Below are 23,010 nucleotides of genomic sequence, written 5' to 3' on the forward strand. Positions count from 1 at the left end.
ACCTTGGGTCATGGGGGACCCGCAGTTAACGTCAAGACGCGCATTTCGTGGGAAGGGTCGCCGCCATGTTGCTCGATACCTATGGTCGGGTCGCGACCGATCTGCGAGTGTCCCTCACCGACCGCTGCAACCTGCGGTGCACCTACTGCATGCCAGAAGAGGGCCTGAGCTGGCTGGCCAAGCCCGACCTGCTCACCGATGACGAGATCGTGCGGCTGGTCACCATAGCCGTACGCGACCTCGGCATCACCGAGGTCCGTTTCACCGGCGGCGAGCCACTGCTACGCCCCGGCCTGGTCTCCATCGTCGAACGCTGCGCCGCCCTCACCCCACGCCCGCAGCTCTCGCTGACCACCAACGGCATCGGCCTCGGCCGCACCGCCGCCGCGCTACGCGCCGCCGGGCTCGATCGGGTCAACGTATCCCTGGACACCCTGCGCCCCGACGTCTTCCAGGCCATGACACGGCGTAAGCGACACCAGGACGTGCTCGACGGGTTGTCCGCGGCCCGCGCCGTCGGGCTCACCCCGGTCAAGGTCAACGCGGTCCTGATGCCAGGTCTGAACGACGACGAGGCCCCCGACTTGCTCGCCTGGGCCATCACACACGACTACGAACTGCGCTTCATCGAGCAGATGCCACTCGATGCCCAGCACGGCTGGAAGCGCGACGGAATGATCACCGCCGGAGACATCCTGACCAGCCTGCACACGCGCTTCGCGCTCACCCCCGAGAGCGACGACGCCCGCGGCTCGGCCCCGGCCGAACGCTGGCTGGTGGACGGCGGCCCGGCCAGCGTCGGCGTCATCGCCTCCGTCACCCGGCCGTTTTGCCGGGCCTGTGACCGCACCCGGCTCACCGCCGACGGTCAGGTGCGCACCTGTCTGTTCGCGCGCGAGGAGACGGACCTACGAGCCGTGCTGCGCTCCGATGCGTCGGACGCGGAGGTCGCCGAGCTGTGGCAACGCGCCATGTGGGGCAAGAAGGCAGGGTCAGGGCTGGACGACCCGTCCTTCCTCCAGCCGCAGCGGCCGATGTCAGCGATCGGTGGCTGATCATTCGGCCCATTCGGCCAGCGGCACGACGTCCTTCAAAAAGCCGCGCATACCAAGGAAGTTGGAGAGATACTCGCGGTGCTCCGCACACGCCAGCCAGGTCTTGCGGCGCTCGGGGGTGTGCAGCTTCGGATTGTTCCAAGCGAGCACCCACACCGCGGCCTCGCGGCAACCCTTGGCAGAGCACATGGCATCGGATGTATCGGGCGAGTTCACACGTCCGACCCTACGCGACGGTGTTTGCCTCGCGATATTGGTCTAGACATGGCGACGCCGGGCAGCCACGGGGGGAGCCGCCCGGCGTCGGTCCGTCGCTCCGACGGGGGATGCGGAGCGCCTACGAAGTATGTCACGGGGGACCCATCGCGGTGCAGCGGAACCGCATGATTGATCTGAGGTTTTCTTGAGGTAGCTACGTCACCGCAGGTCAGCCGTGGTGCTCTCGTGCGTCGCCGGTAGCGGAGGTGGGCTCTTCGCGTCCGGATTCCGGTGCTGACGGCTCAGTCGGGGCCGCGAGCGCGGGCCGAGTGGGCGCGGGAACGAATGTCGAAGGCAGCCGCGGGGCGTTCTCCCGGCCTGCGTTGGCGATCACTACCGAGACATACGGCAACAAAATCCCCAACACCAGGGCGACGATGGCGACATGGCGCTCAACGTTCCACAGTACAGCCGCCAGCACGACCGACACCGTTCGAACACTCATCGAAATCATATAGCGCCGCTGTCTGCCCCGCACATCGTCCGCCAACCCCTGCCTGGCTCCGGTAATCCGGAAAACCTCGGGCTCGCTCTGCTTCCGCATCTGGCTCCACCACCTGACTGACGGGTCGAACGTACCCGGTTCCGGACACCGTCCACGGTACGCCGAGGCTGATGCCGCTACGAGACCGGGGCGCGCGCGATGAGCTCGACCACGCGGCGCCGTGCCGCGTATGGCGCGCTCCGAAATGCGGCGTAGCCGAACCGGCCGGACACTGATGACGTCATGCGCACACGGCGCCGCACGAGGAGGCGACATGAGCTGGTTGTGGGCAATCATTGTGGGTCTGGTACTCGGCCTACTGGCCAAGGCCATCCTTCCCGGCAAACAGAACATCCCGCTCTGGCTGACGGTCATCTTCGGCATCATCGGCAGCATCATCGGCAACTCCGTTGCCGGCTGGATCGGAGTGGACGACACCAAGGGCGTGGACTGGATTCGGCACCTGCTGCAACTGGCCGGTGCTGTTCTCGTCGTCGGCGTCGGCGATTCGCTCTGGGCCTCGATCCGAGGCAAACGCCGCGCTTGACCGCCGAACAGGGGCCGGCCGGCACGGTGACCGTCTGGCGTGGGCCGGCCGGCCACCGTGACCGTCCGGTGTAGGCCGGCCAGAACATCGCACGCCAGGTTGTGCCGGCCGGTGCCGCGGCCTATCGCGCGAGCGAGGACCGGCGGCTCAGCCGGCCGCGACCTCGATCGCGGCCAGGTTCTTCTTGCCCCGCCGCAGCACCAGCCAGCGGCCGTGCAGCAGGTCCGCCTCGTCGAGCACGGCGTCCTCAGAGGTCACCTTGACGTTGTTCACGTACGCCCCGCCCTCCTTCACCGTGCGCCGTGCGGCCGACTTGCTCGCCACCAGACCCACCGCGGCGAACAGATCAATGACCGGCGCCAGCGAGGTCATCCTCGCGTGCGGCAGCTCGGACAGCGCCGCGTTGAGCGTCGCCCCATCCAGCGCGGCGAGGTCACCCTGCCCAAAGAGTGCCCGGGAGGCGGCCATGACCGCCGCGCACTGGTCGGGCCCGTGCACCAGCGCCGTCAGCTCCTCGGCCAGCGCACGCTGCGCGGTGCGCGCCTGCGGCCGGTCCTCGGTCAGCTGCTCCAGCTCCGCCAGCTCCTCGCGGCTCTTGAAGGACAAGATGCGCGCGTACCGGCCGATGTCCCGGTCATCCACATTGAGCCAGAACTGGTAGAAGGCGTACGGAGTCGTCATCTCCGGATCGAGCCAGACGGCCCCGCCCTCGGTCTTGCCGAACTTGGTGCCGTCCGCCTTGGTCATCAACGGCGTCGCCAGCGCATGCACCACGGCGTCCGACTCCAGGCGGTGGATCAGGTCGATCCCGGCCGTGAGGTTGCCCCACTGGTCGCTGCCGCCCTGCTGGAGCACGCAGCCGTATCGCCGGTACAGCTCCAGGAAGTCCATGCCCTGGAGCAGCTGGTAGCTGAACTCGGTGTAGCTGATGCCCTGCTCGGACTCAAGGCGGCGGGCGACCGAGTCCTTGGTGAGCATCTTGTTGACCCGAAAGTGCTTGCCGATGTCCCGCAGGAACTCGATCGCGGACAGGCCCGCCGTCCAGTCCAGGTTGTTCACCAGCACGGCCGCGTTCTCGCCGTCGAAGGACAGGAACGGTTCGATCTGGGTCCGCAGCCGTGTGACCCAGTTCGCGACCGTCTCGGGATCGTTCAGCGTGCGCTCGGCGGTCGGCCGGGGGTCACCGATCTGCCCCGTCGCCCCGCCCACAAGGGCCAGTGGCCGGTGCCCGGCCTGCTGGAGCCGCCGCACCGTGAGCACCTGCACCAGATGGCCGACGTGCAGCGATGCGGCGGTCGGGTCGAAGCCGCAATAGAAGGTGACGGGACCGTCCGCGAGGGCCTTGCGCAAAGCGTCCTCGTCCGTGGACTGGGCGAACAGCCCACGCCACTTCAGGTCATCGACGATGTCCGTCACGGTTCTCGTATCTCCTTGGCTGTCTCGGCCGGCCGCGCGGGGCCGACTCTTTTCCGCGTATGAGGTTATACGCCCTGGCTGACCGAGCTCATATGGAAATCCGGCACCCGCAGCGCGGGCATGGCGGCCCGGGTGAACCAGTCACCCCACTCGCGTGGCAGCGTGCGCTCGGTGCGGCCCGCCTCGCTGGCCCGGGACAGCAGGTCCACCGGCGACTCGTTGAACCGGAAGTTGTTCACCTCGCCGGTGACCTCGCCCCGCTCCACCAGGTACACGCCGTCGCGGGTGAGACCGGTCAGCAGCAATGTCGCCGGATCGACCTCGCGGATGTACCACATGCAGGTCAGCAGCAGCGCGGGCCCGTCATGTCCGGCGTCAGCGACCATCTCGTCAAGGGTCCGGGAGCCGCCCCCGTCCAAGATCAGGTTGCCCACCGCGGGCGCCACCGGCAGCCCGGTCAGCTCGGCGCTGTGCCGGCTGGTCACCAGCCGCGTCAGCGCACCGTCCTTGATCCAGTCGGTGGCCCCCAGCGGCAGCCCGTTGTCGAACACCGACGCATCGCCCTCGGAGCTGTGCGCCAGCACGAACGGCGCCGCCTCAAGGCCGGGCTCGGCCGGGTCGCTGCGCAGCGTCAGCGGCAGCTCGGACAGCCTGTCGCCGATCCTGGTACCACCGCCCGGCTTGCTGAACACGGTGCGGCCCTCGGCCGCGTCCCGGCCCGATGACGACCAGAGCTGGTAGATGAGCAAGTCGGCCACGGCGGTCGGGGGCAGCAACGTTTCGTACCGCCCGGCGGGCAACTCGCTGCGCCGCTTCGCCCACTCCAGGCGCTGGGCCAACTCCGCGTCCAGGGCCAGCGGGTCCACGTCGGTGAAGTCCCGGGTGGCGCGCCCGGCCCACGCGGAGCGTGGTGTCGTCGTGGTGCCGGTGCCCGGTGCCTTCGCGTTCAACTCCAGGGTGCCGCTGGGCTGGTCGTGCCGCAGCCGCAGCCCAGTGGAGGTGCCGAGGTAACTGGAGACCATCTCGTGGTACGCGTAGCCGTACAGCTCGCGCCCGGCGCGCCGGGCCAGGCCGAAGGACTCACCCAGCGCCGGGGCGAACGCCGCGAACACATCGGATGAGGTTTCGGCGGGGGCGCCGGCGAAGTCCGCGGCCGGGACGATGCCCGCGCCACTGGTCAGCGGCCCGGCGTCCTCAGCCGGGCCCGCGTCCCTGGCGGCGGCCTCGGCGGCCCGTACCAAGGGTTCGACGTCATCGGCGGTCACCGCGGACCGCGAGACGACCCCGCAGGCGGTGCCTTCGCGGCCGTTCACCGTCGCGATCACGGTGAGCGTACGGCCGCGGGTGACGCCATTGGTGGTCAGCGCGTTGCGCGCCCAGCGCAGATTGGTGCTGGACTGCTCGTCCGCGATCACCACGCAGGCGTCGGCACGGGACAACTCAAGGGCCCGCTCGACGATCTCGTGCGGTGCGTTGGTGCTCGGTGTGGCGGCGCTCATCGCCCGGCCTCCTGCGTGGTGTTCAGGATGTTCACATTGCGAAACAGTGCGGACGGGCAGCCGTGCGAGACGGACGCCACCTGGCCCGGCTGGGCCTTGCCGCAGTTGAACGCGCCGCCCAGCACATAGGTCTGCGGCCCGCCGACTGCCGACATCGAGCCCCAGAAGTCGGTGGTGGTCGCCTGGTAGGCGACGTCGCGCAACTGGCCGGCCAGCCGACCGTTCTCGATCTTGAAGAAGCGCTGACCGGTGAACTGGAAGTTGTACCGCTGCATGTCGATCGACCAGGAGCGGTCACCCACGACATAGATGCCGCGCTCAACCTCCCCGATCAGCTCGTCGGTGGACGGGCCCTGCGGCGCGGGTTGGAGCGAGACGTTCGCCATCCGTTGCACCGGCACATGGCCCGGCGAATCCGCGTACGCGCACCCGTTGGACCGCTCGAAGCCGGTCAGCTTCGCGATCCGGCGGTCGAGCTGGTACCCCACGAGGGTGCCGTCCTTGATCAGGTCCCAGGACTGCGCGGCCACCCCCTCATCGTCGTAGCCGATGGTGGCCAGGCCGTGCTCGGCGGTGCGGTCACCGGTCACGTTCATGATCCCGGAGCCGTACGCGAGGGAGCCGAGCTGGTCGAAGGTGGCGAACGAGGTGCCTGCGTACGCCGCCTCGTAGCCAAGCGCGCGATCCAGTTCGGTGGCATGTCCGATCGACTCATGGATGGTCAGCCACAGATTGGACGGGTCCACCACCAGGTCGTACGCCCCCGCCTCAACCGATGGGGCGCGCATCTTGTCCGCGAGCAGTTCCGGCATCCGCGCCAGCTCGCCGTCCCAGTCCCAACCGGTGCCGGTCAGATACTCCCAACCCCTGCCGACCGGCGGCGCGAGGGTGCGCATCGAGTCGAACTCACCCGTCGCCGGGTCCACGGCCACGGCCGTCAACTCCGGGTGCAGCCGCACCCGTTGCTGGGTGGTGACGGTGCCAGCGGTGTCCGCGTAGAACTTGTTCTCGTGCACGGTCAGCAGCGACGCGTCCGCGTGCGCCACGCCATCCGCGGCGAGCAGCCGTTCGCTCCACTGCGCCAACAGGCCGGTCTTCTCGGCGTCGGGCACCGCGAACGGGTCGATCTCGTACGAGGAGACCCAGGTCTGCTCCGCGTGCACCGGCTCGTCCGCCAACTCCACGACCTCGGTGGACCCGGCCGCCTTGATCACCTTCGCGGACAACTGGGCCATCGCCACTGCCTGCCCCGCCACGCGCGCCGCCGCGTCCATGCTCAGGTTCACACCCGAGGCGAACCCCCACGCCCCACCGTGCACCACCCGCACCGCGTAGCCCAGTTCGGTGGTGTCCGATGAGCCCGCAGGCTTTGCGTCTCGCAGTCGCCACGATGCGCTGCGCACCCGCTCGAAGCGGAATTCCGCGTGTGCGGCGCCCAGGGCGCGAGCGCGTGCCAGCGCCGCGTCGGCGAGCGCGCGGAGCGGCAGCGCGAGGAAGGACTCGTCAATCTCGTGCGCCACGGGCGCCTCACCTTCTCGATGACTCGATGCGTCACGGCAGTGAATCACGCCACCGCGCCGGGTAGGCGAACTTTCGCGCCGGCGTGACGAGACGGCTCTGCCGCCACAAGAACAGCGCCTCTGCCGCCAGAAAAGCGGTGACTGCGCCGCCCGTACGGGAGCGGCCCCTGCGCCGCGTCCCTCCACGCCGGGAACCGCCGGGAGCCGGCCGAGGCCGGTGGAGCGCCCGCTTCTGTAGGGACTCCACAGCGGGGGCCGTACGCCCCTGTCGGAGGCGGCTTCGCCGCGGCAGCCGTGGAGAGATAGTTTTCGGGTATCCAGACCGCTTATCGAAAGGGTGAACCCTTGAGCCGCTCGGTTCTCGTCACCGGAGGAAACCGGGGCATCGGCCTCGCCATCGCTCGTGCGTTCGCCGAAGCGGGGGACAAGGTTGCCATTACCTACCGCTCCGGCGAGCCGCCGGCCGGGTTTCTTGCCGTGAAGTGCGACGTCACGGAGCCGGAGCAGGTGGAGCAGGCGTACAAGGAGATCGAGGAGAAGCAGGGCGCGGTCGAGGTGCTGATCGCCAACGCGGGCGTGACCCGCGACCAGCTTTTGATGCGCATGTCGGAAGAGGACTTCAGCACCGTCCTGGACACCAACCTCACCGGCACCTTCCGCGTCGTCAAGCGCGCCAACCGCGCCATGCTGCGCGCCCGCAAGGGGCGTATCGTGCTCATTTCCTCCGTTGTGGGCCTGCTCGGCTCCGCGGGTCAGGCGAACTACGCCGCCTCCAAGGCCGGTCTGGTGGGCTTCGCCCGCTCCCTCGCGCGCGAGCTCGGGTCCCGCAACATCACCGTGAACGTCGTCGCCCCTGGCTTCGTCGATACGGACATGACCCGTGCGCTCAGCGACGAGCAGCGGGAGGGCATTGTGAAGCAGGTGCCGCTGGGCCGTTACGGCCAGGCCGAGGAGATCGCCGCCTCGGTCCGCTTCCTGGCCTCTGACGAGGCCGCGTACATCACTGGAGCCGTCATCCCCATCGACGGCGGATTGGGCATGGGTCACTGAACGACATGAGTGGAATCCTCGCAGGCAAGCGCATCCTGATCACCGGCGTCCTCACCGACCACTCCATCGCCTTCCACGCCGCGAAGGTGGCGCAGGAGGAGGGCGCGGAGGTCATTTTGACCGGCTTCGGGCGGGTCACGCTGGTGCAGCGGATCGCCAAGCGGCTGCCCAAGCCCGCGCCGGTCATCGAGTTGGATGTACAAAACCAGGAGCACCTGGACTCGCTCGCGGACAAGATCCGCGAGCACTCCAGCGACGACACCGGCCTGGACGGCGTGGTGCACTCGATCGCCTTCGGCCCGCCGGGCGCGTTCAACTTCCTTGAGGCGGACTGGGAGGATGTCTCCACCGCGCTGCACGTCTCGGCGTACTCGCTGAAGTCGCTGACGATGGCCTGCCTTCCGCTGCTTGAGCAGCGCGGCGGTGGGTCAGTCGTCGGGATCACCTTCGACGGGTCGATCGCCTGGCCCAAGTACGACTGGATGGGCGTGGCCAAGGCCGCCCTGGAGTCCACCGGCCGCTACCTGGCGCGCGATCTGGGTGCCAAGAACGTCCGCTGCAACATGATCTCGGCAGGGCCGCTCAAGTCGATGGCCGCCAAGTCCATCCCGGGCTTCGAGGAACTGGCCGACGTCTGGAACCACCGCGCCCCCATCGGCTGGGACCTGGCCGACCCCGAGCCCGCCGGCCGTGGCGTGGTCGGGCTGCTGTCCGACTTCTTCCCCAAGACCACCGGCGAGGTCGTGCACGTCGATGGCGGCGTACACATGATGGGCGCCTGACCCCAGCCTGCTGGCCCGATGACCGGGCCCGGCCCGCTGGCCTGGCAGTCAATCGTCCCGCGCGGGCACCCGACCTGCATCGGTGGGGTGTGCCGCACCGACGTCGCACGCCGACGCCGGCCGATCGGCTCCTTGAGTCTGGTACGAGGTGCGCCCGTGCGGCGTGCGCTCGTACAAGCCGATGTGACGCCCGCTTCGCCCTCGGGCGAGCGGGCGTCCGGCGTCTCCATGCGTGCGGTCGAGCGACCGCGGCCACACTGAAAGGGCCGGGAAACTGCCTCCCGGCAGCGTGCGCAGGAGGTGCCGGCGGGCGCGTGCGCCATCGCCGGATGGCCGCTCTGGCCGCTGCCGCGGCGGGCCTGACCGTACTGGTGGCGCCGCTCGCCGACGCCGCGCCGACCGAGGCGAAATGCCGCACCTCGGTACGCGGCAGTGTGGGCACCGCCACCTGCTTCAACCCCGACGCGGACACGGGCTGCATCCAGTTGCACATCGAGTGCCGCCGCTGGTGGGACCCGGATATCGACGGCCGCGCCGTCGAGGTGGGCCCGGCCCAGGTCAGCACGTTTCCGGATCGCTGCTGGAAGGACATGCAGCGCGTTTGGGTCACGCACGGCTGAACCGTGGGCAGGCGCGGCCGAGCAGTGGGTGCCCCTCACTCGTCCTTGAAACGGCACCCGAACGGGTGCGCACTCGCCTCCGCAGCGGCCCGTACGTCGTCCCGCTCGCGGATCGCCGCCACCAGCCGCGCGTGGTCCACATAGGACTCGGGCCGCAGCCGGTCGCCGACGTCGGCGCGCAGGAAGTCCCGCAGCACCATGCTGAGGTCCGCGTACAACTCCGCGAGCACCTCGTTGTGAGAGGCAGCCACGACGGCCATGTGCAGCGTGGCGTCCGCCTCGACAAAGCTCTCCGCGGCGCCGGACTCCCAAGCCCGCTCGCGCCGCTCTAGCAGTGTGCTGAGCTGCGCCATGTCCTGCTCCGTACGACGCCGCGCTGCCAGCCGTGCCGCTTCCGCCTCCAGCGCGCTGCGCAGCTCAGCGATGTGCCGGGGGTCTGCACCGGCGAACCGGCGGTTCATCACCCCGGCCAACTCGCTGGTGGCGATCACATAGGTCCCCGAACCCTGTTTGATGTCGAGCAGACCGTTGTGCGCGAGGGCACGGACCGCTTCACGGACGGTGTTACGGGCCACCCCGAGCTGCTCGACGAGTTCGGGCTCGGTGGGGATGCGCGAACCCACCGGCCACTCGCCGGAGGTGATCTGGGCGCGGAGCTGGGCGATCACCTGGTCGGCGAGCGCGGAACGCCGGGGTGAGGTCAGTGGCATGACTCTCCTGGACGGTGACGGCCGAGCGGCTGGCGAAGCCTCCATGATGCCGCGCCGCCGCTAGGGGGTAGCGCACAGGTCGTTCGACCGCTCCCCGTACGAGGAGTGCCCCCGCGCGGCGGCACGGCCCCGTGCACCGGCCAACGGGCACCCCAGCGGACTGGACAGTCATTCATCCCATGATTCTATGATGGCGCCATGGCGGACGACGACCTTCCTACGAGCGGCAATACGGCCCCGCGCGGCGAACCCGCGCCCGCGCCAGGCCGCCCGCCCGCTCCCACGGCCCGGGGCATGCAGGGAGCGCCGGCGACCCCCGGTGCGCTGGGAGCCGCCGGCACGGGCGTGCTCACCAAGCACGGCACACGGGCCGCTGCCGGCGCTGACCTGGAACGCGGCGCAGCGGCCGACCATGCGGCGCAGCGGGGTGCGCCATGGCAGCGCCGCTTGCTGATCGCCGCGCTGATCTTGGCCGCGCTCAACCTCCGACCCGCCATCACCAGCCTCGGCGCGCTGCTTGAGGAGGTACGCGACGGGCTCGGAATGAGCGGCACCACCGCCGGAATGCTCACCTCCATGCCCGCCCTGTGCTTCGCCGTCTTCGGCCTGACGGCGCCCCGCCTGGCCCGCAGGTGGGGGCCGGCGGCCGTGGTCTGCGCGGGGCTGGCCGCCATCGGCACGGGCACCTTGATCCGTCCCTTCGCCGGCGGCACCGTTGGGTTCCTGCTCGCCAGTGCGCTCGCGCTCGCCGGGATAGCGGTGAGCAACATCTTGCTGCCGGTGATCGTCAAGCGCCGGTTCCCCGACCGGGTCGGGTCGATGACCGGCATCTACACCATGGCGCTCGCCCTTGGTACATCGGTCGCCGCGGCCAGCACCGTGCCGCTGACCGGTGCGCTGGGCGACAACTGGCGGATCGGTCTCGTGCTCTGGGCCACGCTCGCCGCCGTAGCGGTGGTGCCCTGGCTCGCCGTGGTGCGGACCGAGCGGCCCGCGCGTACGGGCGCCACACCCGCGCCATCCGAAGCGGGCGCCGCACGCACCCCATCCGATGCACCCGCCTCACCGGCCAACCCCGCCGCACCTGTCGCCACCGGTGCGGACGCCCCGGCCCCGCAGGGCGCCCTCGCCGGCTCCGCCGAGCCGGGAAGCCGCCGCATCACCCGCAGCCCCACCGCCTGGTCCCTCGCGGTCTTCTTCGGGCTCCAGGCGACCGGCGCGTACATCACCATGGGCTGGATGCCGCAGATCTTCCGCGACGCCGGGGTCTCCGCCTCCACCGCGGGCGTTTTGCTGGCCCTGACCATGGCCCTCGGTGTGCCGCTCTCCTTCGTGCTGCCCCAGCTCGCGTCCCGGCTGCGGCATCAGGGCGTGTTGGTGGTCGTCCTCGGGTCCTGCGGGCTCGTCGGTTACACGGGACTGTGGCTGGCACCCGCCGCAGGCGCCTGGGCCTGGGCACTGTTGCTCGGCATCTCCAACTGCGCCTTCTCACTCGCCCTCACCATGATCGGCATGCGGGCCCGAAGCAGCGCCGGAGTGGTCCGGCTGTCGGCCTTCGCACAGAGCGTCGGCTATCTCATCTCGATCCCTGGCCCGCTGCTGGTCGGAGTGCTCTACCAGCACACCGGCGGCTGGGATCTGCCGATCATCCTGATGGCCGGGCTGCTGATACCGCAGATCGCCGCGGGGGTCCTGGCAGGCCGCGACCGCACCGTCGAGGACGAGATCTGACCTCGGCGCGGCCCGTCACGGGGGAGTGGGACACTGGGCGCATGCCTGTCCTCGATCCGAACCCCCAAAACGGTCAGAAGAAGCTGCTGACCATCCTCGGCGTGATGCTCGGCATCACCATCGTCATCGGCGTGATCGCCACGATCGCCTCCCCCTGAACCCCACCACCCACACGGAGCGCGGCACGGCACCCAGCGCGGTGCGGCGGATCTGGACGGCGCGGTACAGCGGAGCTGGTCGGCGCGGTGTGGCGGAGCTGGTCGGCGCGGTGCGCCCGACCTGGTGATGCCGCGGGCGCACTCGGCTGCGGTACGACCTGGCCGCCGCCCGTTCGCTCGCATGGTGGTGCTAGCCCCACCCTCCCCTAGGGGGTAAGGCTCAGGGGTAAGTGGGTGGGTCACCGGATGGGCTCAGTGGTCAAGCTTTCATAGGTTCGATGTACACCGCGCCGCAGCGGTGGGCGCGGCCGTGCAGGCGGGTGCGCCGCCCCATCGTTCTCCGGAGGCGATCCCATGCCAGCCCCTGCGTACAGCCACGCCGGACGGCCCGACCGGACGCGGGCCTCCGGTACTCGTGTCGCTTCCGGCGCAGGGCTGCGCTCCGCCGGCGTCCACCGGGACGGGGTGGAGGTGCAGCTTCCGTGGTGGGCCATCGCGCTGCCCGCCGTGGTGTTCGCGGCTCTGCTGTTGCTGCTCTTCAGCCCGTCTGACGCCCATGCCGCCCAGAGCGGTACGGGACATATCGCGCAATTCTTCACCTGGGTCCGGGACTCGATCGTTCAGCTGCTGTCGTAGGACCACGGACCACGGCTCAGCCACCGCACCGGCATCCGGGCCTTACCTCACAGGTGCCCGTTCCGCCGCCCGTTTCCTGCCGCTGCCCGTTCCCCTGCCCGGCACCGTTCCGCCGCCCCTGCCCGTTCGCTGCCGCCGCTCTGGCAGCGCCTCGCCACTCGGCCGCGCTACTGCCGCGGAGCGAACGGTTCCGGGGCCGGCCCAGCGGGCTCGGCGAGGACCGTGCGGCCCCCTGACACTGGGTGCGCCTACCCGGGGCCGAGAGCCTTGTTCCCGGCGCGAACAGGGCCCGTACCAGCACACATGCTGATGGCCGCGCCCCCGCGCGCGCCGCCACTCGTACCGGGCCAGCGTCCCAACACCCCGCGCCTTGCAGTTCGTTTCATGCGAAGCTGGAATGCATGAGCGTCGATGTTCTCCGCAGGATTGTCATTGTCCGACATGCGAAGGCCGAGTGGGCCGAAGAAGCCGATCATGAGCGGCCTCTCGCGGAGCGTGGTCGCAGAGATGCTCCGGTCGCTGGACGCTGGCTCGCCTCGGCCGGCATCACCCCGGAACTCACCCTCTGCTCCAGTGCGGTCCGTACCCGCGAGACCTGGAAGCTCATGGTCCACGAACTGCCGCAGCGCCCGAAGACGGTCTACGAGGACCGGATGTACGAGGCGTCGCTCGGCGAACTCATCGCTTTGATCAACGAAACCTCTGACGACGTCAACGACCTGCTGCTGGTGGGCCACAACCCGAGCGTGCACGCCCTAGCCGATGCCCTGGCGGGCGACGCCGAGGGCGATGCGCTGGCGCGAATGGCGCGGGGCGGCTTCCCGACCGCGGCCATCGCGGTGCTGACCTTCCAGGGCTCTTGGAAGTCGGTCGAGCATGGCGCGGGCCGGCTGACCGCCTACTGGTCACCGCAGGAGTGAGCCGCGCGCCGGCCGGTGCCAGCCGCCGGCCGGCGACCGTGGCCCCATGGCCCGCCGGGCCGGCATCACGAGCCGGGACCGCGCCGCTGCGGCCCCGGCTCGCGATATGAGCGGCCCACGCGGGAAACTCGGCGCCGCGCTGCTGGGCGGCCCCGAGCTCCGAATGCGATGGCCCGAAACAGCCATTAGCCGATAAGGGTCTCCTTCGGGCGAACCACGCAAAATTCATTGCCTTCCGGATCGACCAGCACGGTCCATGACTCGTTGCCGCTCTGGCCGACGTCCGCCATGCGGGCACCGAGTGCGATGACGCGCTCGATTTCGGCCTCCCGGTCCCGCGCCGCGGTCGTCAGATCGAGGTGCAGACGGTTCTTGCCGGCCTTACGTTCTGTCACCGGCATGAAGCAGATACCCACTGGCGCGCTCTCGTCCGGACCGATCACGACCTCCCGCTCCCGCTCGGACAGAATCCGCCAACCCAGCACCTCAGCCCAAAACCGGGCCAGGGCGGGCAAATCATGGGCGTCGATGACGATGTGATGAAGCGAGATAGGCATGGCGGCCAGTGTGCCCGGTGATCGCGTGGAGGACCCTAGAAATCCTCGGGCGTGTGCGTCTCCGCGGCCTCGACCTCTTCGCGGGTGATGCCGAGCAGATACAGAACGGTGTCCAAAAACGGCACATTGACAGCGGTGTGCGCGGCCTTCCGCACCACGGGCTTGGCATTGAAGGCGACGCCGAGTCCCGCTGCGTTGAGCATGTCCAGGTCGTTGGCGCCGTCACCGATCGCCACGGTCTGCGCCAGTGGCACCCCGGCCTCGGCCGCGAACCTGCGCAGCAGCCTGGCCTTGCCCGCGCGGTCCACGACCTCACCCACCACACGCCCGGTGAGCTTGCCGTCCACTATCTCCAACGTGTTGGCCGAGGCGAAGGCGAGCCCAAGGCGGTCCTTGAGGTCGTCGGTGACCTGGGTGAACCCCCCGGACACCACGCCCACTTGATAGCCGAGGTGCTTGAGCGTACGAATCAGGGTCCGCGCCCCCGGCGTGAGCCGGACCTCCGCCCGTACCTTGTCCACCACCGACTCATCGAGCCCCGCCAGCAGCGCGACCCGCTCGTGCAGTGACTGCTCGAAGTCCAGCTCGCCGCGCATCGCCCGCGCCGTGACCTCGGCGACCTCGGCCTCACAGCCGGCGTGCGCCGCGAAGAGCTCGATCACCTCGTCTTGGATCAGGGTCGAGTCCACATCCATCACCACCAGCCGCTGTGCGCGCCGCTGGAGCCCGGAGGCCACCACCGCGACATCCACGCCGAGTGCCGCGCCCTCCAGCGCGAGCGCCGTACGCAAGGGCTCCGTTTCAGTGCCGGACACGGCGAACTCCACGGCCGTCACGGGGTACTTGGCGAGCCGGAAGATACGGTCGATGTTGCCGCCGATGCCGGTGATGCGCGCGGCGATGGCCGCCGTCGAATCGGCGGTCAGCGGGTGGCCGAGCACGGTGACGTGCGAGCGGCCCGTGCCTCGCGGTCGGTTGTCGCCCAGGCCGGAGATGATCTCGGCTTGCAGCTGCTGAGCGTCGGCCCAGCTGTGCACGGTCGAGCGCAGCTCGCCCTCCGTGGCGCCGTTCCCCTCCGGCGCGGTGACCAGAGCGCAGAGCACTATCCGGCCGCGGGTGACGACCTGCTCGATGTCAACAACGTTGACCTCAAAGGCCGCGAGTGTGTCGAAGAGTCCGGCGGTGATGCCGGGGCGGTCCTTGCCGAAGATCTTGACGAGAAGGGTGGGTACGTCGTCGCCGGGCACGGACGTGACAGGGATGGTCTGCGAGGTGCTCATGGTGATTCCACGGTAGCTGGCCCGGGAGGTATACCGTCCGCCTGTCCGGAGCGCGGACAGTCGTACGGCTACTGGTCGCCGGGCTGTCACCGGCACGTGAGGTTCCGTTTTTGTCTGGTTCCGCCGCGGCTCCTGCGCGGTCGCTGTGCGGCGTAGGCGGCGTACGGCAAGGGCTGCACCGACCGCACGGTGCTCATCAGACGATGATGCGGCTGTCCGGGTGGTTCCCACAGTCGGGGACTGCGCCCCGAGCCGCTACGGGGCCCTCTTACACTGTCCGGTGCGTTACGCGACACATGGTGGTGCGCGGGGGAGGGTCGCGCGAGCCTGGCCCCCTCCAGTCGCTGGCCGCGAGCCCGGCTTCCTCCAGCCGGCGGCCCCATGCCCGTGCGCGAGACAGCGGCGCGCCCCGTGAGCGCTGCCGGGGAGCGATTCGCCAGTGTGCAGGGAGGAGGGAAGGGAGCAAAGACGGAGCCTCCGTGGCCTTTGTGTGCGGGCGGTCGGGGGATTCGGTCCAGCGAACTGCTGCCGATATCGCCGAAATCGGCTATATCTCGGAGTTCGCCGCCAAGATTGCCGGGGATTCCTCTGGCGGCCGGCTCCGTCACTGTCGCCGAAATCGACGAGGGCATCGCCAAGCGCAAGGAATCGTCGAGGGCAAGGGTGAGGTCATTGATCGTGACCGTATTGTTGCCATCTCGGTGAGGCTGTGGAGCCGTGTGGAGCCGGCGCACTCCGCTGGCAGGCGCTTGGGAGCCCGCCCCCGCTCTGCTGCTCGCCGTCCCTCGATTACCGCACTGAGTGCCCGGATACGTGTGATCCGTACGCATCCGTGGTGCTTACTGTTCTCCGGGGGATTTTCTCCGCAGTTCACGGCACCCGTTACAGGGCCGTGTCAAGGCCCGGCTTTCGGTTAGGGGACCGAGCCTGAAATAGTTCCTCACGATGTTCGCCATCCCTAGACTCCCTGCTGTAGGGGGTAACTCGGGGGACAAGTAATTGGGGCATGGAGTGCCGGAAGTCGTACTGGAATTGAATGGACAGACCTGGACGCTCGATCCGTCCAGGGCGTACAGCCTCGGGCGCGATCCGCAGGGCGACATGGTGTTGGAGGACGCTCGGGTTTCGTGGCGGCACGCCACCGTGCGATGGGGTGGGCACGGCTGGCTTATCGAGGACCACGGCAGCACCAACGGCACCTATGTGCAAGGCCAGCGCATTCAGCACGTGGAGATCGCCCCGGGTGTGACCGTCCATCTGGGCAACGCCTCCGACGGCCCGCGGCTGAACTTCACCGGCGCGCCCGTGGCCGCTGGGACCGCCGGGGCCGCTGGGGAAGCGCCGCTGAAGGCCGAGGCGTACGGCGCGCAGAATGCGATAGCCGCGTCGCAGCAGGCTTCCGCCCCGCAGCCACAGTCGGGCTTCAGCGGAAACCAGCAGCAACACCCGCAGCAGCAACAGCACTGGCAACAGCCGGGCCAGCAGCCGCCGGGCCAGCAACAGCCGGTTCAGCCGCCGGGCCAGCAACAGCCGGGCTGGCAGCAGCACGCCGCCCAGCCGCAGCAGTTCCCTGGGCAGCAGCAGGCGCCGCACATGCAGCCCCCGCAGGCGTACCAGCAGCAACATCAGCAGCAGGTCCCGCACCAGCAGCACCAACACCCGCAGCAGGTACCGCAGCAGGCGCCACAAGCGATCCCCGCGCAGAAGACGCCGGGTGGGGATGGCCCCGGTGCCGTACCGGCGCACGGGGATCGGAGCCCGACCACCTTCCACCAGATCGCTGTCGGACGCGTGATGCGAATCGGCCGTGCGCTGGAGAATGAACTGGTCGTCTCGGACCTCCAAGTCTCGCGAAACCACGCCGAGTTCAGGGCCATGTCCGATGGCCGGTTCGAGATCGTTGACCTCGGTAGCCACAACGGCACCTATGTCAACGGCCAGCCGGTCCGCCGCCAGATCATCGGCCCCAGCGACATCGTCGGTGTCGGTCACTCCACCTTCCGGCTGGTCGGTGACCGCCTTGAGGAGTTCGTTGACACCGGTGAGGTGTCCTTCTCGGCCCGCCACCTGACCGTCACCGTGGATGGCGGCAAGCAGATCCTCAAGGACGTCACCTTCGGCGTCCCCGAGAAGTCGCTGGTCGCCGTCATCGGCCCCTCAGGGTCCGGCAAATCGACGCTGCTGCGCGCGCTCACCGGCTACCGCCCCGCCGACCAGGGCGACGTCCTGTACGACAACCGGAACCTGTACAAGCAGTTCGCCGAGCTGCGGCAGCGCATCGGCCTTGTGCCGCAGGACGACATCCTGCACAAGGAGCTGACCGTAAAAAAGGCGCTCCGGTACGCGGCCAAGCTCCGCTTCCCCGGCGACACTGCCGAGGCCGAGCGGGAAGCCAGGATCGGCGAGGTGCTGCGCGAGCTGAAGCTCGACATCCACTCCGCCAAGCGCGTCACCTCGCTCTCCGGCGGCCAGCGCAAGCGCGTGTCGGTGGCCCTGGAGCTGCTGACCAAGCCGTCCTTGATATTCCTCGACGAGCCGACGTCGGGCCTGGACCCGGGCATGGACCGCGATGTGATGCAGTTGCTGCGCGGCCTTGCCGACGACGGCCGTACGGTGCTCGTCGTCACGCACTCCGTCGCCGAGCTCGCCCTGTGCGACAAGCTTTTGGTGATGGCCCCCGGCGGCTCCGTCGCCTACTTCGGCCCGCCGGAGGAGGCGCTCAACTTCTTCGGCTACGAGACCTGGGCCGATATCTTCTCCGCGTTCGAGAACTATCGCGACTACGACTGGGCGGGCCGCTGGCGCGGCTCGCAGCACTACCAGATGTACGCGGCCGACATCGACGCCGTCGCCGCGCAGTCCGTCCATGTGCAGCCGCCACCGGCGCGCACGCAAAAGCCGCAGAGCTGGGTGTCGCAGTTGTGGACGCTGATGCGGCGCTATGTGTCGGTGATCGCCTCGGACCGGGGATTCATCGGCCTGATGATCATCCTGCCCGCCGTGCTCGGCGCGGTCAGCGTGGTCATCCCCTCCGAGTACGACCTGGTCGCCGGGCCGAAGGGACAGCACAGTCAGGACGCGGGCACGATCATGCTGATCCTCGCGGTCGGCATGTGCTTCTCCGGCGCCGCCAACTCCGTACGAGAACTGATCAAGGAACGGGTGATCTACGAACGAGAGCGAGCGGTCGGCCTCTCCCGCTCCGCCTACCTGATGTCCAAGGTCATCGTGCTGGGCCTCATCACCGCGCTACAGGGCGTCATCATCTGCGCGATCGGCTTCTCCACCCGCGACCTGCCGGACGACGGGCTGATCATCCCGCCCGCGGCCGAACTGTGTCTGGTGATCATCGCCCTTGGCTTCACCTCGATGATGTTCGGCCTGGTCATCTCCGCGCTGGTGAAGACCTCCGAGAAGACCATGCCGCTGCTGGTGATGTTCGCCATCGTGCAGGTCGTGTTCACCGGTGTGCTGTTCAAGATCTACGACTCGCCCGGCGTTGAGCAGTTCGCCTATCTCATGCCCTCCCGCTGGGCCATCGGGGCCTCGGGCGCGACGCTCGACCTCGGAAACGTCATGAACCCCTGGGATCGCAAGAAGCCCAAGGACCTCGACCCGCTGTGGGAGCACTCGGTCGGGCAGTGGAGCATCGACATGTTCATGCTGATCGCCCTGGGGGTCATCTGCGGCTTCGCCGTCGCGCGGCTGCTGCGTCGCCATGAGCCGGAGGTCATGCGCAAGTAGCGGCACACGGGCCTGACGCGTCACGCGCGGGGGACCATACGACGACGTCGAAGGGCGGCACCCCGGGGAGGGTGCCGCCCTTCGACGTCATGCGAGGCAAGGAGCGCGTCCTACAGGATGCGCGCCACACGGCACAGAACCCGCACCTACGGGAGGTGCACCATGCGGTTGCGCGCAACCAGGCCCGAGCGGGAGCCTGGCGCGCACACGGCCGGTGGGGGAGGCCCGGCCGTACCGCTTAGTACGCCGAGTCCACGTTGTCCATCGAGCCGTACTTCTGAGCCGCGTAATTGCAGGCGGCCGTGATGTTGGCGACCGGGTCGTAGATGTTCCAGGACGTGCCCTCGACGTGGAACGCCTTGAACGTCGGCGGGATCACCTGAAGCAGGCCCTTGGACGGGATGCCCGCGACCGCGTTGACGTCCCAGTCGTTCATGGCCTGCGGGTCACCGCTGGACTCCCGCATGACGTTGCGGTGAATGCCCTCGTAGCTGGCCGGGATGCCCTTCTTTTGCAGGATGGACAGCGACTCCTTGATCCAGCCATCGAGGTTGTCGGCGTAGGTGGTCGGGACCGGCAGGCGCGCGGCGGACCGGCTGGCGGTCTTGCCCGAGCGCTCCTTGGCCGCGCTCTGCCCAGCGGTGCGCTCCTTCGCGGCCTTCATGTCGGCCGCGGCCTTGACCTGCCGAGACTTCAGCGCATCGGCGGTGGCCTTCTGCTCCGCATTGACGGCAGCCGTCTTACGCGCGATGGCCTCGGTCTTCGCCTGCTTCTGCGCGGTCTGCGACTGCTGGGTCAGGCTGGAGTGCAGTGCCTTGCCGCCGAACGCCGCTTGAGCCAGGGCGACGGGCTGTGCGGACAGCGCCGTCGAGTTCGGCTTGGCGTCGGACTGGCCGGGGACAACCGCGAACGCCAGAGCGACGGCGCCCGCGGCGGCTATGCCGGCAGTGGAGAACTTGTGGGTCTTGGGCAGGCGGTGATAACCACGAATGCTGGGGACGGGCATGCGGGGGAACCTCTTCTGATCGCGGGAGTCGCAGTGGCCGGAGCATCGGCGCGAAAGAAGAGCGCCGCGTCTGATGACGGCGCCGTGCGACTCCGCAATTGTTAGCGGCCGCAAAAACCCCTGGCAAAGGTGTGACGTACTACCCCGCTTCGTGGCAAAGGGGGGTAGTCGGACCTGGCCAATCGGGGTGGGTTCCCGCCCATGAGGGCGTTATCGTCCACTACTCCCGTTCGTAGGTGATCTGGGTCCTATGCGCGGGCTCACACCGGGCACCCCACAGCATCGCCCGGTGTGAGCACCTGCCTACGAACGGTGGCCGAAATCAGACCTCGACCATCACCTGTGGCAGCGCCTTGCGCGTCAGGTCGGGAACCGCGCAGTCATCCGCGGGATAGCCGACCGGAATCACGGCGAACGCCTTCTCGTTTTCCGGCCGCCCCAGCACCTGGGACAGGAACCGCATCGGACTGGGCGTGTGGATCAAGGCAGCGAGCCCCGACAGATGCAGTGCGGACAGCAACATCCCGACGGCTATGCCCACCGACTCGTCCACGTAGTAATGCTTGCGTTTGGCGCCGTCCTCGCCCAACCAGTAGCGCTGTTCAAAGACGACGATGAGCTGCGGCGCGTCCGTGAGGTGCGGCTTGACCTCGTCGGTGCCCAGGGGCCGCAGCGCCGCCAGCCACTCCTCGCCGAGCCGCCCCTCATAGGAACGGCGTTCCTCTTCCTCCGCTGCCTCCCTGATCTGGCGCCGCACCTCGGGATTCTTGACCAAAACGAAGGTCCAAGGCTGCTGGTGCGCCCCGGAAGGTGCGGTGGCCGCGCAGGCGATGGCGTCGTGTACCACCTGCTCAGGCACCGGATCGGCGGAGAACTGCCGTACGGTCCTGCGCTCATCCATCCGTCGCCGCAGTTCGGCTGCGCGCTCCAGGGACTCGGTCGGGTCCATCCGCGTAGGGCGGTAGGGGACTGGTCGGTAGGGGTCGCCGTGGGTTGGGGTCCAGTTCCGCGTGAGTACAGACATACGCCGAGTCTGGCCCTGGCCCGGTCGTCATGGGGGACGGATGCCAGAATTTCCCGCCCCGCCAGGGCCCTTCGGCCTAGGTCCCACGGCCCAGCCCCCTGCCGTCGCCGGCCCGATACGCCCCCCTGAGCCCGCCGGTACGGTGAGGCCATGACCAAAGGACCGGGATTCGGCCCCGGAACCGGCCTGGCAGCCGTGAGTACCGCGCTGCTCGCCATGAACCGACAACTGGAGGTTCGTGACGTCCTTAAGACGATCGTCGTTTCGGCCCGCGAACTGCTCAACGCCAAGTACGCGGCGCTCGGCGTCCCCGACGATCACGGGGGCTTCGCCCAGTTCGTCGTGGACGGCGTGAGTGACAAGCAGTGGAAGGCCATCGGCCCGCTGCCACGCCAGCACGGCATCCTCGCCGCCATGCTCAAGGACGCGACGCCGCAGCGGCTGGCCGACGTCAGGACTGACCCCAGGTTCGAAGGCTGGCCCACCGCGCACCCCGAGATGTCCGACTTCCTCGGCCTGCCCATCGCCGATGGCGATGAGGTGCTCGGCGCGCTCTTCCTGGCCAACAAGCAGTGCCGCAAGCCGGCGGGTGGTTGCGGCTTCACCGCCGATGACGAGGAACTGCTCGGCATCCTCGCCCAGCACGCCGCCATCGCGCTGACCAACGCCAGGCTCTACGAGCGCAGCCGCGAGCTGACCATCGCGGGCGAGCGCGCCCGGCTCGCCCACGAGCTGCACGACGCCGTCGCCCAAAAGCTCTTTTCGCTGCGCCTGACGGCCCAGGCCGCCACCGCCCTCGTAGACCGCGACCCGGACCGAGCCAAGAGCGAGCTGCAACAGGTGGCGGCCCTGGCCGCGGAAGCCGCCGACGAGCTACGCGCCGCCGTCGTGGAACTGCGCCCGGCCGCGCTCGACGAGGATGGCCTCGTCGCTACCCTGCGTACCCAGGTACAGGTCCTCGACCGCGCCCAGAACGCCCAGGTCACCTTTGCCTCCCAGGGCGTACGCGCATTGCCGTCCGCCCAGGAGGAGGCGCTGCTGCGGGTCGCCCAGGAGGCCCTGCACAACGCACTGCGGCATGCGGGAGCGGCCCACGTCGAGGTGACGCTGGCCCGGCACGGTGACAGCGGCGCGCTGCTGTGCGTACGCGATGACGGCTGTGGCTTCGACCCGTCCGCAGTCCGCCGCGCCGGACGGCATCTGGGGCTGGTCTCCATGCGCGACCGGGCAGCCGCTGTTGGCGGCGCACTCACCGTGGAATCCGCGCCCGGCAAGGGCACCGTGATCGAGATGGAGGTGCCCGGTGGCTGAACCGGAGAGCACACAGCAAACGGCCGCGACCCAGCCGCCACGCACCGGGCAGCAGCGCATCTCGGTGCTGCTGGTCGATGACCACCAGGTGGTGCGCCGGGGCTTGCGCACTTTCCTCGAAGTGCAGGAGGACATCGAGGTGGTCGGCGAGGCGTCGGACGGCGAGGAGGGCGTCGCCCGCGCCGAGGAGCTACGGCCCGACGTCGTCCTGATGGACGTCAAGATGCCGGGCGCCGATGGAATCGACGCACTGCGCAAGCTCCGCGAGCTGGACAATCCGGCCCGGGTGCTGATCGTCACCAGTTTCACCGAGCAGCGCACCGTCGTCCCTGCGCTACGCGCCGGCGCGGCCGGCTACGTATACAAGGACGTGGACCCGGAGGCCCTCGCGGGCGCCATCCGCTCCGTATACGCCGGGCATGTGCTGCTTCAGCCCGAGGTGGCAGGGGCGCTGCTGTCCCAGGAAGAGACGCACGGCGGCCACGGGCGTAGTGGCACCCTCACCGACCGTGAGCGGGAGGTGCTGGCGCTGATAGCGGACGGCCGCTCCAACCGGGAGATCGCCCGGGCCCTGGTCCTGTCGGAGAAGACCGTCAAGACGCACGTCTCGAACATCTTGATGAAGCTCGACCTGTCCGACCGCACCCAGGCTGCCCTGTGGGCCGTCCGTCATGGGATTGGCGACTGACGTTTCATACGGTC

General features: G+C 69.1%; 22 protein-coding genes. 12 read left to right on the forward strand and 10 right to left on the reverse strand.

Going from position 1 to position 23,010, the window contains the following annotated elements; translation table 11 throughout:
- Nucleotides 1-65: 65 nt before the first annotated feature.
- Nucleotides 66-1,055 carry a GTP 3',8-cyclase MoaA gene (gene moaA, locus FHS42_RS03515; RefSeq protein ID WP_184568959.1) on the forward strand — a complete coding sequence of 330 codons (990 nt, stop codon included), beginning with the start codon at nucleotides 66-68 and terminating at the stop codon, nucleotides 1,053-1,055.
- Here moaA and FHS42_RS03520 read toward each other — a convergent pair whose 3' ends face one another.
- Together FHS42_RS03520 and FHS42_RS03525 are read right to left on the reverse strand one after the other, a co-directional pair.
- The gene (locus tag FHS42_RS03520; RefSeq protein ID WP_184569089.1) at nucleotides 1,056-1,244 is read right to left on the reverse strand and encodes a hypothetical protein; all 189 of its coding nucleotides are present in this window, start codon (nucleotides 1,242-1,244) and stop codon (nucleotides 1,056-1,058) included.
- 238 nt (nucleotides 1,245-1,482) lie between these two features.
- Nucleotides 1,483-1,857, reverse strand: coding sequence for a DUF3099 domain-containing protein (locus tag FHS42_RS03525; protein ID WP_184568960.1), 375 nt, complete (start codon nucleotides 1,855-1,857; stop codon nucleotides 1,483-1,485).
- A gap of 214 nt (nucleotides 1,858-2,071) precedes the next feature.
- Here FHS42_RS03525 and FHS42_RS03530 point away from each other — a divergent pair, with 214 nt between their 5' ends.
- The gene (locus tag FHS42_RS03530; RefSeq protein ID WP_184568961.1) at nucleotides 2,072-2,344 is read left to right on the forward strand and encodes a GlsB/YeaQ/YmgE family stress response membrane protein; all 273 of its coding nucleotides are present in this window, start codon (nucleotides 2,072-2,074) and stop codon (nucleotides 2,342-2,344) included.
- A gap of 147 nt (nucleotides 2,345-2,491) precedes the next feature.
- On the opposite strand, the gene tyrS is transcribed toward FHS42_RS03530, so the two are convergent.
- The 3 genes from tyrS to FHS42_RS03545 form a co-directional block, all read right to left on the reverse strand.
- Nucleotides 2,492-3,760 carry a tyrosine--tRNA ligase gene (gene tyrS / locus FHS42_RS03535; protein WP_184568962.1) on the reverse strand — a complete coding sequence of 423 codons (1,269 nt, stop codon included), beginning with the start codon at nucleotides 3,758-3,760 and terminating at the stop codon, nucleotides 2,492-2,494.
- A gap of 65 nt (nucleotides 3,761-3,825) precedes the next feature.
- Complete coding sequence (locus FHS42_RS03540; RefSeq protein ID WP_184568963.1) at nucleotides 3,826-5,259, reverse strand: metallopeptidase TldD-related protein; 1,434 nt, start codon at nucleotides 5,257-5,259, stop codon at nucleotides 3,826-3,828.
- On the reverse strand, nucleotides 5,256-6,779 hold the full coding sequence (locus FHS42_RS03545; RefSeq protein WP_184568964.1) for a TldD/PmbA family protein: 1,524 nt from the start codon (nucleotides 6,777-6,779) through the stop codon (nucleotides 5,256-5,258). The genes FHS42_RS03540 and FHS42_RS03545 overlap by 4 nt, the downstream gene beginning before the upstream one ends.
- 345 nt (nucleotides 6,780-7,124) lie before the next feature.
- Here FHS42_RS03545 and fabG point away from each other — a divergent pair, with 345 nt between their 5' ends.
- The 3 genes from fabG (at nucleotide 7,125) to FHS42_RS03560 (ending at nucleotide 9,231) form a co-directional block, all read left to right on the forward strand.
- Nucleotides 7,125-7,829, forward strand: a complete 705-nt coding sequence (gene fabG, locus FHS42_RS03550; RefSeq protein ID WP_184568965.1) for a 3-oxoacyl-[acyl-carrier-protein] reductase — start codon at nucleotides 7,125-7,127, stop codon at nucleotides 7,827-7,829.
- Nucleotides 7,830-7,834: 5 nt separating this feature from the next.
- Nucleotides 7,835-8,611 carry an enoyl-ACP reductase FabI gene (fabI, locus tag FHS42_RS03555; RefSeq protein WP_184568966.1) on the forward strand — a complete coding sequence of 259 codons (777 nt, stop codon included), beginning with the start codon at nucleotides 7,835-7,837 and terminating at the stop codon, nucleotides 8,609-8,611.
- Nucleotides 8,612-8,940: 329 nt separating this feature from the next.
- The gene (locus FHS42_RS03560) at nucleotides 8,941-9,231 is read left to right on the forward strand and encodes a hypothetical protein (protein WP_184568967.1); all 291 of its coding nucleotides are present in this window, start codon (nucleotides 8,941-8,943) and stop codon (nucleotides 9,229-9,231) included.
- Nucleotides 9,232-9,266: 35 nt separating this feature from the next.
- On the opposite strand, the gene FHS42_RS03565 is transcribed toward FHS42_RS03560, so the two are convergent.
- The gene (locus tag FHS42_RS03565) at nucleotides 9,267-9,941 is read right to left on the reverse strand and encodes a FadR/GntR family transcriptional regulator (RefSeq protein ID WP_184568968.1); all 675 of its coding nucleotides are present in this window, start codon (nucleotides 9,939-9,941) and stop codon (nucleotides 9,267-9,269) included.
- Nucleotides 9,942-10,139: 198 nt separating this feature from the next.
- On the opposite strand from FHS42_RS03565, the gene FHS42_RS03570 reads away from it, so the two are divergent.
- The 4 genes from FHS42_RS03570 (at nucleotide 10,140) to FHS42_RS03580 (ending at nucleotide 13,386) form a co-directional block, all read left to right on the forward strand.
- Nucleotides 10,140-11,672 carry a CynX/NimT family MFS transporter gene (locus FHS42_RS03570; protein WP_246494121.1) on the forward strand — a complete coding sequence of 511 codons (1,533 nt, stop codon included), beginning with the start codon at nucleotides 10,140-10,142 and terminating at the stop codon, nucleotides 11,670-11,672.
- A 41-nt stretch (nucleotides 11,673-11,713) separates the two neighbouring features.
- Complete coding sequence (locus FHS42_RS38075; protein WP_281392684.1) at nucleotides 11,714-11,830, forward strand: SGM_5486 family transporter-associated protein; 117 nt, start codon at nucleotides 11,714-11,716, stop codon at nucleotides 11,828-11,830.
- 354 nt (nucleotides 11,831-12,184) lie between these two features.
- Nucleotides 12,185-12,466 (forward strand): hypothetical protein, encoded by a 282-nt coding sequence (locus FHS42_RS03575; protein WP_246494122.1) that lies wholly within the window; start codon nucleotides 12,185-12,187, stop codon nucleotides 12,464-12,466.
- A 401-nt stretch (nucleotides 12,467-12,867) separates the two neighbouring features.
- Nucleotides 12,868-13,386 carry a SixA phosphatase family protein gene (locus FHS42_RS03580; protein WP_184568969.1) on the forward strand — a complete coding sequence of 173 codons (519 nt, stop codon included), beginning with the start codon at nucleotides 12,868-12,870 and terminating at the stop codon, nucleotides 13,384-13,386.
- A gap of 185 nt (nucleotides 13,387-13,571) precedes the next feature.
- Here FHS42_RS03580 and FHS42_RS03585 read toward each other — a convergent pair whose 3' ends face one another.
- Nucleotides 13,572-13,943, reverse strand: a complete 372-nt coding sequence (locus FHS42_RS03585) for a VOC family protein (RefSeq protein ID WP_184568970.1) — start codon at nucleotides 13,941-13,943, stop codon at nucleotides 13,572-13,574.
- A gap of 35 nt (nucleotides 13,944-13,978) precedes the next feature.
- Nucleotides 13,979-15,223, reverse strand: coding sequence for a phosphoserine phosphatase SerB (serB, locus tag FHS42_RS03590; protein ID WP_184568971.1), 1,245 nt, complete (start codon nucleotides 15,221-15,223; stop codon nucleotides 13,979-13,981).
- 999 nt (nucleotides 15,224-16,222) lie between these two features.
- On the opposite strand from serB, the gene FHS42_RS03595 reads away from it, so the two are divergent.
- Entirely contained in the window at nucleotides 16,223-18,967 is a 2,745-nt protein-coding gene (locus FHS42_RS03595) for an ABC transporter ATP-binding protein/permease (protein WP_184568972.1), read from the forward strand.
- A 238-nt stretch (nucleotides 18,968-19,205) separates the two neighbouring features.
- Here FHS42_RS03595 and FHS42_RS03600 read toward each other — a convergent pair whose 3' ends face one another.
- Together FHS42_RS03600 and FHS42_RS03605 are read right to left on the reverse strand one after the other, a co-directional pair.
- Nucleotides 19,206-19,973: a transglycosylase SLT domain-containing protein gene (locus FHS42_RS03600; RefSeq protein ID WP_184568973.1), complete on the reverse strand. Its 768-nt coding sequence runs from the start codon at nucleotides 19,971-19,973 to the stop codon at nucleotides 19,206-19,208.
- A 322-nt stretch (nucleotides 19,974-20,295) separates the two neighbouring features.
- Complete coding sequence (locus FHS42_RS03605) at nucleotides 20,296-20,997, reverse strand: nitroreductase family protein (RefSeq protein WP_184568974.1); 702 nt, start codon at nucleotides 20,995-20,997, stop codon at nucleotides 20,296-20,298.
- A 150-nt stretch (nucleotides 20,998-21,147) separates the two neighbouring features.
- On the opposite strand from FHS42_RS03605, the gene FHS42_RS03610 reads away from it, so the two are divergent.
- Together FHS42_RS03610 and FHS42_RS03615 are read left to right on the forward strand one after the other, a co-directional pair.
- Entirely contained in the window at nucleotides 21,148-22,308 is a 1,161-nt protein-coding gene (locus tag FHS42_RS03610) for a GAF domain-containing sensor histidine kinase (protein ID WP_184568975.1), read from the forward strand.
- Between the two features lie 58 nt (nucleotides 22,309-22,366).
- Nucleotides 22,367-22,996: a response regulator gene (locus FHS42_RS03615; RefSeq protein WP_184569092.1), complete on the forward strand. Its 630-nt coding sequence runs from the start codon at nucleotides 22,367-22,369 to the stop codon at nucleotides 22,994-22,996.
- Nucleotides 22,997-23,010 lie beyond the last annotated feature (14 nt).

The organism is Streptomyces zagrosensis, assembly GCF_014203645.1.
Classification (GTDB): Bacteria; Actinomycetota; Actinomycetes; order Streptomycetales; family Streptomycetaceae; genus Streptomyces; species Streptomyces zagrosensis.

Bases quoted from the DNA above. Each gene is read 5' to 3' on its own strand.
- FHS42_RS03605 (WP_184568974.1), bottom strand. From the start codon at position 20,997: ATGTCTGTACTCACGCGGAACTGGACCCCAACCCACGGCGACCCCTAC.
- serB (WP_184568971.1), bottom strand. From the start codon at position 15,223: ATGAGCACCTCGCAGACCATCCCTGTCACGTCCGTGCCCGGCGACGAC.
- FHS42_RS03610 (WP_184568975.1), top strand. From the start codon at position 21,148: ATGACCAAAGGACCGGGATTCGGCCCCGGAACCGGCCTGGCAGCCGTG.
- moaA (WP_184568959.1), top strand. From the start codon at position 66: ATGTTGCTCGATACCTATGGTCGGGTCGCGACCGATCTGCGAGTGTCC.
- FHS42_RS03560 (WP_184568967.1), top strand. From the start codon at position 8,941: ATGGCCGCTCTGGCCGCTGCCGCGGCGGGCCTGACCGTACTGGTGGCG.
- FHS42_RS03565 (WP_184568968.1), bottom strand. From the start codon at position 9,941: ATGCCACTGACCTCACCCCGGCGTTCCGCGCTCGCCGACCAGGTGATC.
- FHS42_RS03600 (WP_184568973.1), bottom strand. From the start codon at position 19,973: ATGCCCGTCCCCAGCATTCGTGGTTATCACCGCCTGCCCAAGACCCAC.
- FHS42_RS03520 (WP_184569089.1), bottom strand. From the start codon at position 1,244: ATGTGCTCTGCCAAGGGTTGCCGCGAGGCCGCGGTGTGGGTGCTCGCT.
- FHS42_RS03540 (WP_184568963.1), bottom strand. From the start codon at position 5,259: ATGAGCGCCGCCACACCGAGCACCAACGCACCGCACGAGATCGTCGAG.
- FHS42_RS03575 (WP_246494122.1), top strand. From the start codon at position 12,185: ATGCCAGCCCCTGCGTACAGCCACGCCGGACGGCCCGACCGGACGCGG.
- FHS42_RS03570 (WP_246494121.1), top strand. From the start codon at position 10,140: ATGGCGGACGACGACCTTCCTACGAGCGGCAATACGGCCCCGCGCGGC.
- FHS42_RS03530 (WP_184568961.1), top strand. From the start codon at position 2,072: ATGAGCTGGTTGTGGGCAATCATTGTGGGTCTGGTACTCGGCCTACTG.
- FHS42_RS03585 (WP_184568970.1), bottom strand. From the start codon at position 13,943: ATGCCTATCTCGCTTCATCACATCGTCATCGACGCCCATGATTTGCCC.
- FHS42_RS38075 (WP_281392684.1), top strand. From the start codon at position 11,714: ATGCCTGTCCTCGATCCGAACCCCCAAAACGGTCAGAAGAAGCTGCTG.
- FHS42_RS03525 (WP_184568960.1), bottom strand. From the start codon at position 1,857: ATGCGGAAGCAGAGCGAGCCCGAGGTTTTCCGGATTACCGGAGCCAGG.
- FHS42_RS03580 (WP_184568969.1), top strand. From the start codon at position 12,868: ATGAGCGTCGATGTTCTCCGCAGGATTGTCATTGTCCGACATGCGAAG.
- fabI (WP_184568966.1), top strand. From the start codon at position 7,835: ATGAGTGGAATCCTCGCAGGCAAGCGCATCCTGATCACCGGCGTCCTC.